Source organism: Pseudobutyrivibrio sp. C4 (assembly GCF_900111635.1).
GTDB classification, from domain to species: domain Bacteria; phylum Bacillota; class Clostridia; order Lachnospirales; family Lachnospiraceae; genus Pseudobutyrivibrio; species Pseudobutyrivibrio ruminis.
This window is the reverse complement of the sequence record NZ_FOHF01000009.1, coordinates 13726-29650: the sequence shown is the minus strand read 5'-3', so window position 1 is coordinate 29650 and position 15925 is coordinate 13726. Positions and strand designations below refer to the sequence as shown.

Genomic DNA, 15925 nt, shown 5'->3' with positions numbered 1-15925 from the left:
TTTCGTGATAGAACTTGATCAGTTCAAGCAGCGCTTAACAGCGCAGAAAAATTCTATGACGGAAGTGAGGGATTCACTTTGACGTCGCAGCAAAAAAGGCTCGTATAGAAGAGCTTGAGCGCGAAATGGAAGCACCGGATTTTTGGACAGATGCAGCGGTATCTACAGCCAAAATGAAGGAATTAAAGTCCATGAAGGATGATGTTTCAGTCATAGATAAACTTGAGGACTTATATAAAGAAATAGAAGACTATATTGAACTTGGCAACGAGGAAGAGGACCAGGAAATAGTTGATACAGTAGGTGTATTGATAGAGGAGTTCGAAGAATCATTAGAGAAACTTCGAATGAAAACACTACTATCTGGAGAATATGATGCTGATAGTGCTATTGTAACTCTTCATTCAGGTGCAGGCGGTGTGGAAGCATGCGATTGGGTACAGATGTTATACCGCATGTACACTCGCTGGGCTTCAGATGCAGGCTTTGAAGTTGATGAATTAGATTACCTGGAAGGCGATGAAGCGGGGATCAAATCCGTTACATTCCAGGTTAATGGCGAAAATGCATACGGATATCTTAAATCAGAAAAAGGTATCCACAGACTTGTTCGTATTTCACCATTCAATGCACAGGGAAAGCGTCAGACATCCTTTGCTTCCTGTGATGTTATGCCAGATATAGAAGAAGATGTTGATGTTGAGATTAAGGATGATGATATCCGAGTTGATACATATCGTTCTTCAGGTGCCGGCGGACAGCATATCAACAAAACAAGTTCTGCCATTCGTATCACACACTTCCCAACAGGAATTGTTGTTACATGTCAGAATGAACGAAGCCAACATCAAAACCGCGATAAGGCAATGCAGATGTTAAAAACAAAGCTTCTTTTGTTAAAACAGGAAGAAAATGCTGCAAAGGCCAGCGGAATTCGTGGTGAGGTTTCTGAAATAGGCTGGGGAAACCAAATCAGATCTTATGTATTACAGCCTTATACAATGGTAAAAGATTTGCGTACCGGTGAGGAATCAGGAAACACTGATGCGGTGCTGGATGGCAAGATTACACCATTTATGAATGCTTATTTAAAATGGCTTTCACTGGGATGCCCAGATAGAGGAGCCACAGATATGAATTAGGACTTGAAATAGGTAGCTTTTAATGTTATTATCTTCTGAACGAGTACAAATGTTTTTGTACGAAAGACACTTTTGGAGGATATATGGCAGAGAAAACTACCTATTTTGTATTAAAAGAAAAAGCTGTACCTGAGGTATTACTTAAGGTTGTGGCGGCTAAGAAGCTTCTTGAAACAAAGAAATGCGATTCTGTACAAGAGGCAACGGAGTCTGTAGGAATAAGCCGAAGTTCCTTCTATAAGTATAAGGATGACATATTTCCATTCCATGAGGACACCAAGGGTAAAACGGTAAATATGGTCATTCAACTAGAGGATGAGCCTGGTATTTTGTCTAGTGTATTGGATGTGATGGCTCATTTCCATGTAAATATTCTTACGATTCATCAAAGTATTCCTGTAGGGGGATTTGCAACTCTCACCATCTCGGTAGATGTTCTTGAAGATTCAGGGGATTTTTCGGATCTAGTTAGCGCAATTGAAAACATTAACGGTGTCCATTACGTAAAAATATTAGCAAGGGAGTGACAACATGAAAGTAGCAATTATGGGATACGGAACAATAGGTTCTGGTGTAGCAAAAGTTCTTGATACTAATAGTGACATCATTAAAGAAAGACTTGGTGAGCCACTAGAGCTTAAGTATATTCTTGACCTTAGAGATTTCCCTGGTGACCCACATGAAGAATGCTTCGTAAAGGATTACAAAGAAATAGCTAAAGACAAAGAAGTAAAAGTAGTTGTTGAAACTATGGGTGGTGTTGAGCCAGCATTTACTTTTGTTAAGGCCATGCTTGAGGCAGGAAAATCAGTTACTACATCTAACAAGGCACTTGTAGCAGACAAGGGTGCTGAGTTGATGAAAATAGCCAAGAACAACAACGTAAACTTTGTGTTTGAAGCAGCAGTTGGTGGCGGAATACCAATTATACGTACACTTACAGCTTGCCTCACAGGTGATGTTATCGAAGAGATGTCAGCTATTTGTAACGGTACTACAAACTACATGCTTACAAACATGGAACAGTTTGGTAGCGATTATGATGAAATATTAGCTGAAGCTCAGTCACTTGGTTACGCAGAGAAGGATCCAACAGCAGATGTTGAAGGCCATGATAGCTGCAGAAAAATTGCTATTCTCACTTCTCTTGTTTCAGGTAAAAATGTTGATTTCAATGAGATACCAACAGAAGGAATCAGCAAAATAACAGCAACAGATTTCAAGTATGCTAAGTCAATGGGCTACAGCATCAAGTTGGTTGCACGTAGCACAAAGGTTGGGGATACTTACACATGCCGCGTAGCACCATTTTTAGTAAAGCCTAGTCAGATGATTTACCATGTTGCAGGTGTTATGAATGCAGTTTCAGTACGCGGTAATATGCTTGGCGAATCAATGTACTACGGTGCAGGAGCAGGTGCTCTTCCAACAGCTTCAGCGGTAGTTGGAGATATGGTTTTCCTTGCAAGAAACGTAGATAAACATGTTAGAATCGGATGGTCTGCTGAAAAGCTTGAGCTTGCAGATGCTAACGAGCAGAAATATAGATACTTCGTTAGAACTTCAGCTCTCCAGTCAAATATCGAGAATGAATTCGAAAATGTAGAATATGCAAATCTTGATTTAGATGACGAAACAGGATTCATTACTCAGGAAATGACAGAGCATGAGTTTAACGAGAGAAAAGCAGCATTAGGTGGAATAATATCAGCAATTAGATTCTATTAATATATTGGGAGAATATTATGTTTGTTACATGTTTGGATTTAGAGGGTGTTTTAGTTCCAGAAATTTGGATTGCATTTGCGAAAGCTACAGGAATTCCTGAGCTCGAAAAGACTACAAGAGATGAGCCTGATTACGATAAGCTTATGAATTATCGAATTGGTATCTTGAAAGAGCATGGTCTTGGATTAAAAGAGATACAGGAAACTATTGCAGGTATTGATCCTCTTCCTGGAGCAAAGGAATTTTTAGATAAACTTAGAGCCTTTGGCCAGGTAATCATTATCAGCGATACCTTTTCACAGTTTGCAGGACCGCTTATGGAAAAGCTTGGCATGCCAACCATTTTCTGTAATGAATTGGTGGTTGCAGATAACGGAGAAATCACTGGCTATAAGATGCGCTGTGAGAAGAGCAAGCTTACCACAGTTCGTGCATTACAGTCTTGCGGATTTGAGACAATAGCAAGTGGTGATAGCTTCAATGATTTAGCTATGATTGAAGCATCAAAGGCAGGATTCCTCTTCAGAACAACAGATGCAATAAAAAAGGATTACCCACAGTATCCTGCATTTGAAGAATATGATGATTTATATGAAGCAATTGTAGAAGCCCAAAAATAGGGCTTCTATTTTTGTGTAATTTTTCATTTATAAATAAGTGGAAAATGGTTGATAAAAGGAACTCATTAAACTAAAATAGGTTTAAATTAATTAAGAGAGTTAATTAAATGCATAAAGGGGGAATTACTATAGTAGATTACAAGAATCTTACAGTGGAAGTTGGATTTGGCGAAAACAACTTCACCATGGATAGAGGCAGTTTTAAATATAAGCAGAAGATTCACTGGAAAGAAAAATGCAAGATTGTCTCAGAGCAGAAAACTGAAAATGGCGTTGAAGTAATTCTTTCGACACCAAATAAAAATCAAACATTCAAATTAGTTTTATCCGATGTTGGCGATAAAAAAGAATTAAGCATGGTTCAGATTGAAGGCAATCATGGGGAAGTGAACAGGTTTTGGCTTACATTCCCTACCAACAGTGAGGAGCATATTTATGGTTGTGGTGAAACATATTCAGAGTTTGATTTAAAAGGACAAAATGTAAGAATTTGGGTTGCCGAGCATCAGAATGCAAATCGTATTTCAAGAAAGATTATCAAAGAAAAGATAAGAGGGAAACGTCCTAATAAAAAGCTTAAATTTGATAAATACGAATCGTATTATGTTCAGCCTACATTTATTTCATCAGACAAGTATTACGTTCATGTTGATATGAATGCGTATGGTGAATTTGATTTCAGAAAGCCAGGCGCTATCACTATATATACTCAAGAGCTTCCTCACATTTATAGTGAAAAAGCTGAAAGCTTTGAGAAACTATCAGAGAAGCTTACGGCTCTGCTTGGCAGACAGCGCAAATTGCCAGACTGGATATATGACGGTGGCATAATCGCTATGCAAGACTGGGTGAAGGATGGAGACAAAGTTGTAGAAGGCTTTGATGGTTGTGGAAATATTGATCGTAAGCTTAAGGAATTAGATGAGGCTGGCGTAAAAGTCGTGGGAGTTTGGTGCCAGGATTGGTGCGGATGCAGATGCACAGGATTTGGTTATCAGGTTATGTGGAACTGGAAATATAGCAGAGAACAATATCCAAATCTTCCAGAAAAAATAAAAGAATGGAAAGCAAAGGGCGTCCGTTTCTTGGGATACATCAACCCGTTCATAGCGCTTGAAAAAGATATATATCAGGAAGCCAAAGAAAAGGGGTACTGCGTTAAAAATAAAGATGGTGAAGATTATTTAGTTACTATTACCACTTTTCCGGCAGCAATGGTTGATTTCACAAATCCAGCGGCTTATGAATGGTACAAAAGTCTTATAAAGGAAAACATGCTTGGTATAGGCATGGGAGGCTGGATGGCAGATTTTGGGGAATATCTGCCAGACGACGCCGTGTTATTCAACGGAGATGCAAAATTTCTCCATAACAGCTGGCCTGCTATATGGGCAAAGCTTAATCGTGAAGCGATAGAAGAGTGCGGTGCCCAAGATGAAGTTTTCTTTTTCACTAGAGCAGGATACACAGGAACAGTTAAGGATTCAGCAATGATGTGGACGGGAGATCAGCATGTGGATTGGTCAATCGATGATGGTATGCCATCAGTAATACCAGCAACATTATCTCTGGCCATGTCAGGATTTGGCATATCTCATTCAGATGTTGGTGGTTACACCACTATCATGCACATGCGCCGCTCCAAGGAATTGCTTATGCGATGGGAGGAGATGAATGTTTTCTCTCCACTGTATAGATTTCATGAAGGCAATCAGCCAGGAAATAATGTTCAGTTTAATGAGGATAAAGAGCTGTTGGCTCATTTGGCTAAGTGTACAAAATGGCATTCAGCGTTGGCTGACTATTTAAAGGGGTTAGTAAGCCAGACTACTGAAAAAGGTACACCGGTGATGAGACCGATTTTTTATCACTATGATGAGCCATGGGCATATAGTGAAACAACAGAATATCTTTTGGGAAGAGATATTCTTGTTGCACCTGTTCTTAAAGCGGGGGCTAAAGGCAGGAACGTAACTTTACCGGATGATACATGGGTTCACTTATTCACAGGGGAAGAATATAAAAAAGGAACCGTATATGTGGATGCTGAAATAGGACAACCACCGGTATTTGTTAGAAAAGAATCATCAGATTTGGATTTTTTGAGGGGGATAATTTAATAAGGTTTAGGAGGTTTTTACTATGGGGAAAAACAGGGAGAATAGTTTCCTAGCAAAATGCTCTTATGGTTTTGCAGACATCTATGGTGGTGGTGCATTTGTAGTTATCAGTACATTTTTTACAGTATTTCTAACAAAAGCACTTGGCATGTCACCTGCGCTAGCAGGAACAATTCCTTTGATTGGAAAAGTATGGGACGCTATCACTGATCCTATTATGGGAAACATTGTTGATAGAACCAGCTCCAGATTTGGTGCCAAAAGATTCTATATCTTGTTGGGAAGCATTATTTCTGCAATTACATTTTTGTTATTGTGGACAAGTGTTGGCGGCCAAAGCACCGGTGGCCAGTACGCATTTTATGTATTGATGTATATGCTTTTCTCAACTGGTTTTACTATTGTTATGGTGCCATATAATGGTCTTTTGCCAGATATGGTTGATGACTATGTAAAACGTGGAAGCTTTTCCGGTATAAGAACAGTCTTTTCTAGTTTGGGCGCCATAATTGCTGGTTTGGTTCCAACAATTATCATTAAGGATAACACAAATGCTTCTCAGTATTTTTTAGTTGCCTTGATTTTTTCAATCATATTCTTTGTGGTTATCTTGCTTACATTTTTAGGAACATGGGAAAGAGAGAAAGAACCTGTAAATGTTCCATTAAAGAAGAGCCTTGTTCAGTCTTTTACAGTATATAAAAGCTTTTCATTTAAATTGTTTATCTGCATATTCTTGGCAGGTCAAGGAGCAGCGGACTTCGTCACAGGACTTGCTGTATATTACGTTGATGATGTTTTGAACGCATACTCGGGTGGTCGTTTTACTATCATGATGGGAGTGCTTTTGCTTGCACAATTTTCTGGCACTATAATTTTTTCAATTGTAATGCCACGTACATCAAAGAAATTTCCAATTTTGGTAGGATTTCCAGTCAGAATATTGGCAACGATATCATTGCTCTTCTTCTCATATGAGGGGGCACCATTTGCAATCATTTTGGTTCTATCATTCATCATTGGTCTTGGTATGGCAGCATCATCGGTTAGCATTTATGCAATTCTATCTGATATGGCAGATGTAGATGAATTAATCACATCTATTAGCAGACCAGGAATCGTTTCTGGAATGGCTACATTCATCAGAAAAATAGCAACTGGTCTTAGCTCAACAATCATTGGTTTGTTGCTTATGATGATAGGATATGACGAGACATTAGCTTCGGAAAAGCTTCGCCAGGCTGCATCAACACAGGCAGGCATTACCCAGCTATACGTGTGGGCACCAATTATCCTTATGGTTCTTACTATTATATTTGCAGTCATATTCCCAATGAACAAAAGGGAGTTTGATATTGTGAAAAAAGAAATCGCAAGAAGAAAAGGTGAAGATAGCAGCAAGGCTACAGATGAAGAAATAAAAGTCTGCGAGAAGGTAACAGGCTTTAAATATAATGAGCTTTGGAAGAAGGAAAATGCTGTAAAACTGTAATACAGATACAGCAGATTTGGGGGAAATAATGAATACAAGAAAAAGGCTGTTTTCACTTTGCGTGGGACCAATTCTATTTCTATTGGTTTCATTAGGCTTAGGGAAAAGCGGCTTTATGAATTACACGGCAGCTAAAGGTTTGGGAACAGCACTTTGGATGATATATTGGTGGGTTTCACGACCTGTGGATATCACAGTTACAGCTTTGCTGCCTGGGGTTATAAATGCAATATTCAATATTGTACCAATGGAAGATGTTATTAGTCAGTATGCGTCAAGCAGTATCATTCTGATATTTGGCTCCTGCCTTTTAACGGCACCTTGGTCTCAGATTGGTTTAGATAAAAGAATATCGCTAAAGGCGCTGACATTAATAGGTCCATCTATGAAATCACAGATTACAGTGTGGCTACTTGCAGCTGTGGTGCTTTCTAATATGATGCCAAATGTTGTTGTAGTAGCAATATTTACACCAATAGCGGTGTCTATGCTTGCAGCAGCTGGATACAAGGATATAAAAAATTGCGAAGTGGCTACTCCGATTTTATGTGCGATAGCATGGGGCTCTCAGGTAGGGGGCGCAGGCACGCCATTGGGCGGCGCCATGAACATCACGGCAATCTCTTTTATAGAAGAATACACTGGTCAAGAGTTTATGTATGTAGATTGGCTAATAAATATGCTTCCATACACAGTCATTGCAACGGCAGTTGTGTTAGTGGCAATGCTGTTGCAACCACTTAAGACAGATTCTCTTTCAGGAACGAAGGAGTATTTTGAAGAGTGCTACGCCCAATTGGGCCCAATGAAAAAGGATGAGAAAGTAAGTCTAATTCTCTTTATAGCGGCAATGCTTGGTTCATTTATCAGACCGTTATATGCAGATATTCTTCCAGGACTTGTGCCAGCATACCTATTTTTAATACTTGGATTTTTAAACTTTGTAATAGTATCAGCGGAAAAGAAGGAGATGCTTCTCACTTGGGATAGAGCGCAGCAAGAAGTTATGTGGGGCATGCTTCTTCTATTTGCAGGAGGTCTTGCTTTAGGACAGATTCTTACAGGTTCTGGAGCAAACGATACAATTGCAAATCTTATTGCGTCCTTGCATCTTGCAGGAGGATTCGAAACTATCGCTATATTTGCAATCTTTGCATGTGTGGTTTCTGAGATGACAAACAGTACGGTATCCGCGGCTGTTACTTTACCAATAGTTATAGGAGTAATTAGCAAGCTGGGACTCAACCCATTGCCTTATGTTTTTGCAACAGCAATGGCTATGAATTATGAGTCACTTCTTCCAGTATCAGTAAGGGCAATATCAGTATCTTACGGACTCGATCCAGCAAAGCTTATGAGAAAAGGATTGCCGGTTACAGTGCTGAGAATGATGACTGCGATAATAGTTGGATTTATTTCTGTGATAATCCTTGATTAAAAAAGATAAAGAGTTATTATAATAATTAATTAAAAGCGTTAATTAAATGCAATTTGGGAGGTAATTAAAATGAAATTTTTCTTAGACAGTGCGAAACTCGATGAAATCAAATATGCGTACAACACATTTGGAATTGATGGAGTAACAACAAATCCACGCCACATTATGTTAAGTGGTAAACCATTTATGACAGCAATCACAGATATTGCTAATTGGATTAAAGAAGAGGGATTAGAAGGGGTTGATAAATTTCCGGTATCAGTAGAAATTAATCCACATCTTACAGATACAGAAGAGATGCTCAAGATGGCTCGCGAAGTTGTAAAGATTAGTCCAAACTTTGTAATCAAAATTCCAGCAATAGAAGCTGGTATTGCAGCAGCTCGCATTCTTGAAAAAGAGGGAATTCGCACAAATGTAACTCTTGTATTTTCACCAGCACAGGCAATACTTCCAGCAAAGAATGGTTCACTTTTTGTTTCACCATTCATCGGATGGAAGGAAGCAAACGGTGAAGATTGCAAGCAATATATCAAAGATATCGTAGATATTTACAAGAACTATGGTTACTACGGTAAAACAGAAATCATTTGCGCAGCTATCCGTACACCAAAGCAAATTGCAGATTGCGCAGTTGCAGGAGCTGACATCGTAACTACAGGCCTTGCAGTATATCAGGATTGCATGAAGCATGCATACACAACCCAGGGCCTTGGTACATTCTGCGATGCCTGGGACATGACAACTAAATAACGAGCAAAGCGAAGTTATTTCGTTGTCTAGCAGGAAGCTGCGAAGCAGACCCTGCATTAATCGACTGCTAAATGACGAACGAAGTGAAGTTATTTAGTAGTCTAGCAGGAAGCTGCGGAGCAGACCCTGCATTACGTAACAGCAGTCGTAGTCTAGGTGGAAGGACGGAATGGAGAGGATATGAAGATTGGTTTTATAGGACTCGGTATTATGGGCGAGTCAATGTGTGAGAATATAGTTAAGAAGCATGACGATGAGGTTTATGCATTTGATTTTGTAAAAGAGAAGGTTGACTTGCTTGCTTCAAAGGGGGCAAAGCCATGCGAAAATTCCAATGAACTAGCTAAAGCATGTGATGTAATTATTTCTATGGTTCCAAAGAGTGAACACTCACGTGCGGTCTATGAAGGAATCTTAGAGGACCTTGATAGCAGCAAGTTCTGCATAGATATGAGCACAATTGATCCTAGCGTTTCAGTAGAGATTTCTGAAATGGTAAAAAAGACAGGAGCACACTTTATTGACGCTCCAGTTGTAAAGAGTAAGCCTGCTGCTATTGCAGGTACACTTGGAATCTATGTAGGTGGTAGTGAAGAAGATTTTGAAAGGGCTCTTCCAATTCTTAAATACATGGGAGAAAACGTTATTCGCATGGGTGATAACGGTAAAGGTCTTGTAATGAAGATTTGCCACAATGCCCTTGTTTCTCAGATTCAGAACGGTGTAAACGAGACTATCACTCTTGCAAAGGCAAACGGAATTTCAATTCCTACTTTTGCTCAGGCTATTTCATATGGTGGTGGTCAAAACTTCTACTTGGATGGACAGGCATCTAAGCTTGATGCAGAGGATTATACAACAGCATTCTCCATTGAAAACATGGCAAAAGATGTAAACATTTGCTGTAATCTTGCGAAAGAGTGCAAGGTAAATATGCCAGGCGAAGAGAATGCACGTCGAGTATATCAAACAGCTCTTGATAAGGGCATGGGTAAGGAAGATTTCCGAGCAACAATTAAGGTTGTAAGAGAACAATAAATAAATTGGGGGAATTATGTTATCACATCTAAATGAAGTGAATGATGTAAAAATCCTTTCTGTATTTGATGATGAGTTCAAAACCTATGGAAATGTTGTAACAGGTTATGATTTCAATGAACTAATTGCGTATATGGAAAAGGATACAGATATTCCGGAGAACGGAAATATATATGTTGCATCGGTACCTGAAATGGAAAGAGCTAATATCGTAAATGCGATAAGAGATGAAATCTATGGGGGCATGCCAATTCAGGTAGGTTATTGCAATGGAAGAAACACCACATATAATGGCTTTGAATATCACAAGGGAAGCGAGATAAATGTGGCTGTTACAGATTTTATGTTAGTACTTGGTCATACATGGCTGATTGCTAAAGATGGTACTTACAAAGTAGAAGATGCAAAAGTCTTTTTCGTACCAAAAGGCACAGCAATAGAAATGTTTCAAACTACACTGCATCTATCACCTTGCAGAGTTTACGATGAAGGCTTCAAGGGAATAGTTATTTTACCCCAGGGGACAAATACACCTCTAGAATCAAAACCTGCAAATCGTGAGGGAGAAAACAAACTGCTTCTTCAGAAGAATAAATGGGTAATCGCTCATCCAGAGCGTGAACCACTTATTAAACAGGGAGCATTTCCAGGACTAATAGGAGAAAACAAGGAGTTAAAGTACTGATGAAATTTCAAGCTATTTACGTACCAATTGGTGTCGGCACATATGAAATGATGACAGCGCATGATCAGTTTAATAATTCAATTGAACTGTTAAAGTCAATTGATGAGGATATCGTTGTTCCAGATGATATTCTTCTAACAGTTGATGCTGTTGCTGAGTTTATCAAAGACAAAAATCCAAATCTTGTAATATTGCAGAATATAACTTTTGCCAATGCAGCATATGCAAGTGAAATACTTAGACACTTTGATTGTCCAATCCTTCTTTGGACTCTTCGTGAGCCTGTGATTGATGGAACACGTTTGAGAAGCAATTCGCTTACGGGAGCATACTCTGCAGCAAATGCTATTTGTGCATTTAGGGGTGAAGGAAAGTTTGAGCATGTATTTGGTGCACCTTCAGAGGAAAAGGTTAAGAAAGCCTTGGCAGCAACAATTGCTGCAGCAAAAGTAAAAGTGGAGCTTACAGGCTTAAAAATGTCTGCCATTGGTCATACTCCTCAGGGGTTTGGTTTTGGTAGAGCTCTTGATGCTGAGCTTATGAGCAGGTTCGGGGTTACTCTTGAGGCAATTGAGGCAAGAGAACTTATTAATAAAGCAATGAAATACACAGACGAAGAATGCAAGGAATATCTTGAAGATGCTAAACGTCAGGTAGTTGGTCTTTCAAATATGCCTGAGCAGAATATCAAAGACTTTGCACGTCTTTATAAAGCATACAAAACATACGTAGAAGATAATCACATTGGTGCAATATCCAGCAGATGCTGGCCAGATTTCTTTACAGAATTTGGTACACCGGTATGTATGGTGCTGTCTTTGCTCAATGCAATCAACATCCCTGCAAGCTGTGAGGCTGATGTATATGGCGCTCTTTCAATGTTCATTGGAACTGCATTTACTGGAGAATCCACATTCTTTGGAGATCCAGTATCCATGGATGAAGAGGAAAGCTCAATAACATTCTGGCATTGTGGAATGGCAGCTTGTAATTTGGCAAGATGCGATACAGGTGCAACTGTAGGCGTTCATCCAAATAGAAAAATTGGTCCTGTTATGGACTTTGGATGTAAGTCTTCTGATGAAGCAACAATTTTCAGAGTAGGTCGTACGGCAGAGGGGAAGTTCCGCTTCTTTATTGCAGACGGAGAAGTTATGGATAAGCCAAAGCAATTTAATGGTGCGTCTATTGTAGTAAAGACAAAGGAGTCTGCTGAAAAGATAGTAAAGGAAACTATTAAGCATGGTTGGGAGCCACACTATGTTGTAATCTATAAAAACATAGCGGATGAGTTAGAAAAACTGGGAAATATGCTAGATATAGAAGTTGTGCGCTTCTGAGCAAATGGTGTAAAATAATGGGCATGAAATATCAGGGAATCAATTTAGGAAACGTAAAAATTAGTAACCGATCTTCAATTCTCCGATTACTCAATAACAATGGAGCAATGTCAAGAAAAGACATATCTGAGGCGGTTGGTTTAACAGCCGCCTCTGTTACTTTGATAACCACTGAGCTTTTGGAAGAAGGCGTTATTGTTGAACTGGGAGAAGCAGAAGAGGAAAAGCGTGCAGGCCGCAAGAAAATTCTTGTGGATATTAACCATGCATATAAAAATGTTCTGTGCATAGCCATAGAATCAGACGAAACTTTTATTTCTGTCACAAACCTGGGTGGAACGGTTAAATGCCATTATTCTTTATTCACAGATAAGGATATAGAGCCGGAGGATTTTCTTCAAAAAATCACATCAAAATGCAAACGAATTCTCAAGGAAAATGACATCGAGATGGGGACTATATTAGGAGCGTCAGTCACTGTTCCTGGCAAAGTGGATCGAGCTAGGGGAATCTCTCTTAATACTTATAATATTTGGACTAGAGAGGTTCGAATTGCTGATATCATTTCTGGCGAGCTTGGTTTGAAAGTTATTGTTGAAAACAACCTTAAAGCTTATGCACAAAGTGAAATCTATTTTGGTAGAGGTAAATCAGAAAGTGAAATGCTGCTACTGAAGTGGGGGCCAGGTGTTGGAGCAGCCATAGTATCAGGACAACATATTTATAGAGGTGCTAATGATATGGCGGCAGAAATAGGACATATGACATCTGGTGAAAACAGGATGTGCAACTGTGGAAGAAAAGGCTGCTTAGAGGCATATGTATCTACAAATGCCATAGTTGATGATGTATTAGCGTCAATTGACAAAATGCCTAGCCTTAAAAAATGGGTTGAAGCAGGCAATATAGTTGGTAGTAAGAATATCCAGGAGTGGATTAGTATAGATGATGCCTCATTAAAAGCAATAATAAAAGAAAAGGTGAATCGTCTTGCACATAATGTTAGAAACGCCATAAGTCTTATCGATCCAAACAGAGTGGTTCTCATTGGTTATATGTTCGATATACCGGGCGTATATGATAGCTTCATCGAAGCCTACAAACAGTTTGATGATAGAATATCAGATGATTTCTTCGTAAAATCAGAATTATCAGAAGGAATCAATCATACAGAAGGATTAGCTGTAGTTTTGGAAGAATTATTTTTCTAATTACAAATTTGTCAATTATTTACACTTAGGCTTGGGAATTCAGCAAAAATATATTGATATTTCCCAAATCTAAGTGTATTATTAATTTACAAGATAATATGTGCCCGTGAGAGAAGAGAATGTGGCTGTGATAAGGATTTTCTCCTTGTCTATTTAGGCATATTCTTTTTTTATGTCTAAATAAAGACAGTACGATTAGGAGAATAAACTATGAACAGAGAGTTTATCGAAAAGCTAGAGAACAATCCAGTTATTGCAGCAGTCAAAGATGATAAAGGCCTTGAAAAAGCCCTAAAGACAGAGTGCGAAATAATCTTCATTCTGTATGGGGATATTTGCAACATCTCTGACATCGTTGAGAAAATTAAGTCAGCCGGCAAGGTGGCTATGGTGCACATGGATTTAATAGCAGGCCTTGGAAGTGGTAAGGATGTTGCAGTAGACTACATCAAGAATACCGTCAAAGCGGATGGAATAATTACCACTAAAGGAAGCTTGATTGAGCGAGCAAATCAGCTTGGAATGTACACAGTGCTTAGATATTTTGTGATAGATAGTATGGCTCTTGTTAATATCGAAAAGCAGGATCGTCACGGAATAGCTCAGCCAGATGTCATCGAGATTCTCCCTGGAATAGTTCAGCCAAAGATTATCAAAAAGATAAACAGTATTAGCAAGGTTCCAGTTATTGCTGGAGGACTTATTTCAGATAGAGAAGATGTTATGAATGCGCTTAATAATGGGGTGCTTGCAGTATCTTCTACAAATGAAGCAGTCTGGGAGCTATAGCGCAGTACCAGGTATTTCTACCAAATGATAGAAGGAGTAGTGGAGTAATAATGGGTAAATATGTAATGGCATTAGATGCCGGAACAACAAGCAACAGATGTATTCTGTTTAATGAAAAAGGAGAGATGTGTGCAGCGGTCAATAAAGAATTCACACAGTTCTTTCCACAGCCTGGTTGGGTAGAGCATGATGCAAACGAAATCTGGCAGACACAGCTTTCAGTAGCTCGTGAAGCAGTCAGAAGCATCGGTGCAACAGCAGATGATATTGCTGCAATCGGTATTACAAATCAAAGAGAAACAGTTATTGTTTGGGATAGAGCTACAGGCCAGCCAATATATCATGCGATAGTTTGGCAGTGCCGTAGAACATCGGATTTTGCAGAGCAAATGAAAGGCAAAATTCCAGGAATCGTTGAAAAGTTCCAGTCAAAAACAGGATTAAAGTTTGATCCATATTTCTCAGGAACTAAATTAAGATGGATTCTTGATAACGTAGATGGAGCACGTGAAAGAGCTGAAAGAGGCGAGCTTTGCTTTGGAACAGTGGATTCCTGGTTGATATACAAGCTTACCAAAGGCAAGGTTCATGTTACGGATTATTCAAATGCATCCAGAACACTTTTGTTCAACATCAACACTCTTGAGTGGGATGAGGAGCTTTGCCAGATACTTGATATTCCAATGAGCATGCTTCCAGAGGTAAAGCCTTCAAGTTGCATTTACGGAGAGACTGATCCAGAATTCTTTGGTGGTCCAATCCGAATTGCCGGTGCTGCAGGCGACCAGCAGGCTGCATTGTTTGGACAGACATGCTTCAATGAGGGAGATGCAAAAAACACATACGGCACAGGTTGCTTTATGTTAATGAACACAGGTGATAAGCCAATCTTCTCAAAGAATGATTTGCTTACTACAATTGCCTGGGGTCTTGATGGCAAAATCACTTATGCTCTTGAGGGTTCAGTATATGTTGCAGGCGCTGCTATTCAGTGGCTTCGTGATGAGCTTAAGATTGTAGATTCATCACCTGATTCAGAATACTTTGCAACTAGAGTAAATGATACTAACGGATGTTATGTAGTTCCAGCCTTCACAGGTCTTGGCGCTCCATATTGGGATCCATATGCAAGAGGTGCAATCACAGGCCTTACACGTGGTGTTAACAAATACCATATCATCAGAGCTACACTTGAATCACTTGCATATCAAACATACGATGTTTTACACGCAATGGAGCTTGATTCAGGAAAGCACCTCAACTCATTAAAGGTTGACGGTGGTGCATCAAACAACAACTTCCTGATGCAGTTCCAGTCTGATATAATAAATACAAACGTAGTTCGTCCTTGCTGTGTTGAAACAACAGCTATGGGTGCTGCTTACTTAGCCGGTCTTGCTGTTGGCTATTGGGACAGCAAAGAAGACGTCATCAAGAACTGGGGCATCTGCCGCGAGTTCAAGCCAGAGATGACAGACGAAAAACGTAAGGAAGCTCTTAAGGGATGGGCAAAGGCAGTTGCAGCCACAAGAGGTTGGGCTAAAGACTGATTAATTAAATAATATGATA

14 protein-coding genes are annotated in these 15925 nt (G+C 39.4%); all 14 read left to right on the top strand.

Annotation, left to right across the window (positions count from 1 at the left end; translation table 11 throughout):
- Positions 1 to 4: 4 nt before the first annotated feature.
- Positions 5 to 1142 (top strand): peptide chain release factor 2 gene (gene prfB / locus BMY66_RS12285; RefSeq protein ID WP_143063585.1). Its coding sequence is split into 2 segments (ribosomal slippage): positions 5 to 79 and positions 81 to 1142, totalling 1137 coding nucleotides; the frame shifts between segments, so codons are not numbered across the junction.
- A gap of 83 nt (positions 1143 to 1225) precedes the next feature.
- Positions 1226 to 1669 (top strand): ACT domain-containing protein, encoded by a 444-nt coding sequence (locus BMY66_RS12280; protein ID WP_044938603.1) that lies wholly within the window; start codon positions 1226 to 1228, stop codon positions 1667 to 1669.
- A 4-nt stretch (positions 1670 to 1673) separates the two neighbouring features.
- Positions 1674 to 2870 carry a homoserine dehydrogenase gene (locus BMY66_RS12275; protein ID WP_090395373.1) on the top strand — a complete coding sequence of 399 codons (1197 nt, stop codon included), beginning with the start codon at positions 1674 to 1676 and terminating at the stop codon, positions 2868 to 2870.
- Between the two features lie 17 nt (positions 2871 to 2887).
- A complete protein-coding gene (gene thrH, locus BMY66_RS12270; RefSeq protein ID WP_044938597.1) occupies positions 2888 to 3490 on the top strand; it encodes a bifunctional phosphoserine phosphatase/homoserine phosphotransferase ThrH in 603 nt (200 codons plus the stop codon).
- Positions 3491 to 3597: 107 nt separating this feature from the next.
- On the top strand, positions 3598 to 5610 hold the full coding sequence (locus tag BMY66_RS12265) for an alpha-glucosidase (protein WP_090395372.1): 2013 nt from the start codon (positions 3598 to 3600) through the stop codon (positions 5608 to 5610).
- Between the two features lie 22 nt (positions 5611 to 5632).
- A complete protein-coding gene (locus BMY66_RS12260) occupies positions 5633 to 7102 on the top strand; it encodes an MFS transporter (protein ID WP_090395371.1) in 1470 nt (489 codons plus the stop codon).
- Positions 7103 to 7130: 28 nt separating this feature from the next.
- Positions 7131 to 8540, top strand: coding sequence for an SLC13 family permease (locus BMY66_RS12255; protein ID WP_090395370.1), 1410 nt, complete (start codon positions 7131 to 7133; stop codon positions 8538 to 8540).
- 69 nt (positions 8541 to 8609) lie between these two features.
- Complete coding sequence (locus BMY66_RS12250; RefSeq protein ID WP_090395369.1) at positions 8610 to 9293, top strand: transaldolase family protein; 684 nt, start codon at positions 8610 to 8612, stop codon at positions 9291 to 9293.
- A gap of 180 nt (positions 9294 to 9473) precedes the next feature.
- On the top strand, positions 9474 to 10331 hold the full coding sequence (locus tag BMY66_RS12245) for an NAD(P)-dependent oxidoreductase (protein ID WP_090395368.1): 858 nt from the start codon (positions 9474 to 9476) through the stop codon (positions 10329 to 10331).
- A 16-nt stretch (positions 10332 to 10347) separates the two neighbouring features.
- Complete coding sequence (locus tag BMY66_RS12240; RefSeq protein ID WP_044938580.1) at positions 10348 to 11016, top strand: DUF4867 family protein; 669 nt, start codon at positions 10348 to 10350, stop codon at positions 11014 to 11016.
- Positions 11016 to 12356 (top strand): fucose isomerase, encoded by a 1341-nt coding sequence (locus BMY66_RS12235; RefSeq protein ID WP_090395367.1) that lies wholly within the window; start codon positions 11016 to 11018, stop codon positions 12354 to 12356. Before BMY66_RS12240 ends, BMY66_RS12235 begins: the two co-directional genes overlap by 1 nt.
- 17 nt (positions 12357 to 12373) lie before the next feature.
- On the top strand, positions 12374 to 13567 hold the full coding sequence (locus tag BMY66_RS12230) for an ROK family transcriptional regulator (RefSeq protein ID WP_090395366.1): 1194 nt from the start codon (positions 12374 to 12376) through the stop codon (positions 13565 to 13567).
- Positions 13568 to 13777: 210 nt separating this feature from the next.
- Positions 13778 to 14356, top strand: a complete 579-nt coding sequence (locus tag BMY66_RS12225) for a glycerol-3-phosphate responsive antiterminator (RefSeq protein ID WP_044938573.1) — start codon at positions 13778 to 13780, stop codon at positions 14354 to 14356.
- Between the two features lie 50 nt (positions 14357 to 14406).
- Complete coding sequence (gene glpK, locus BMY66_RS12220; RefSeq protein ID WP_044938571.1) at positions 14407 to 15906, top strand: glycerol kinase GlpK; 1500 nt, start codon at positions 14407 to 14409, stop codon at positions 15904 to 15906.
- Positions 15907 to 15925 lie beyond the last annotated feature (19 nt).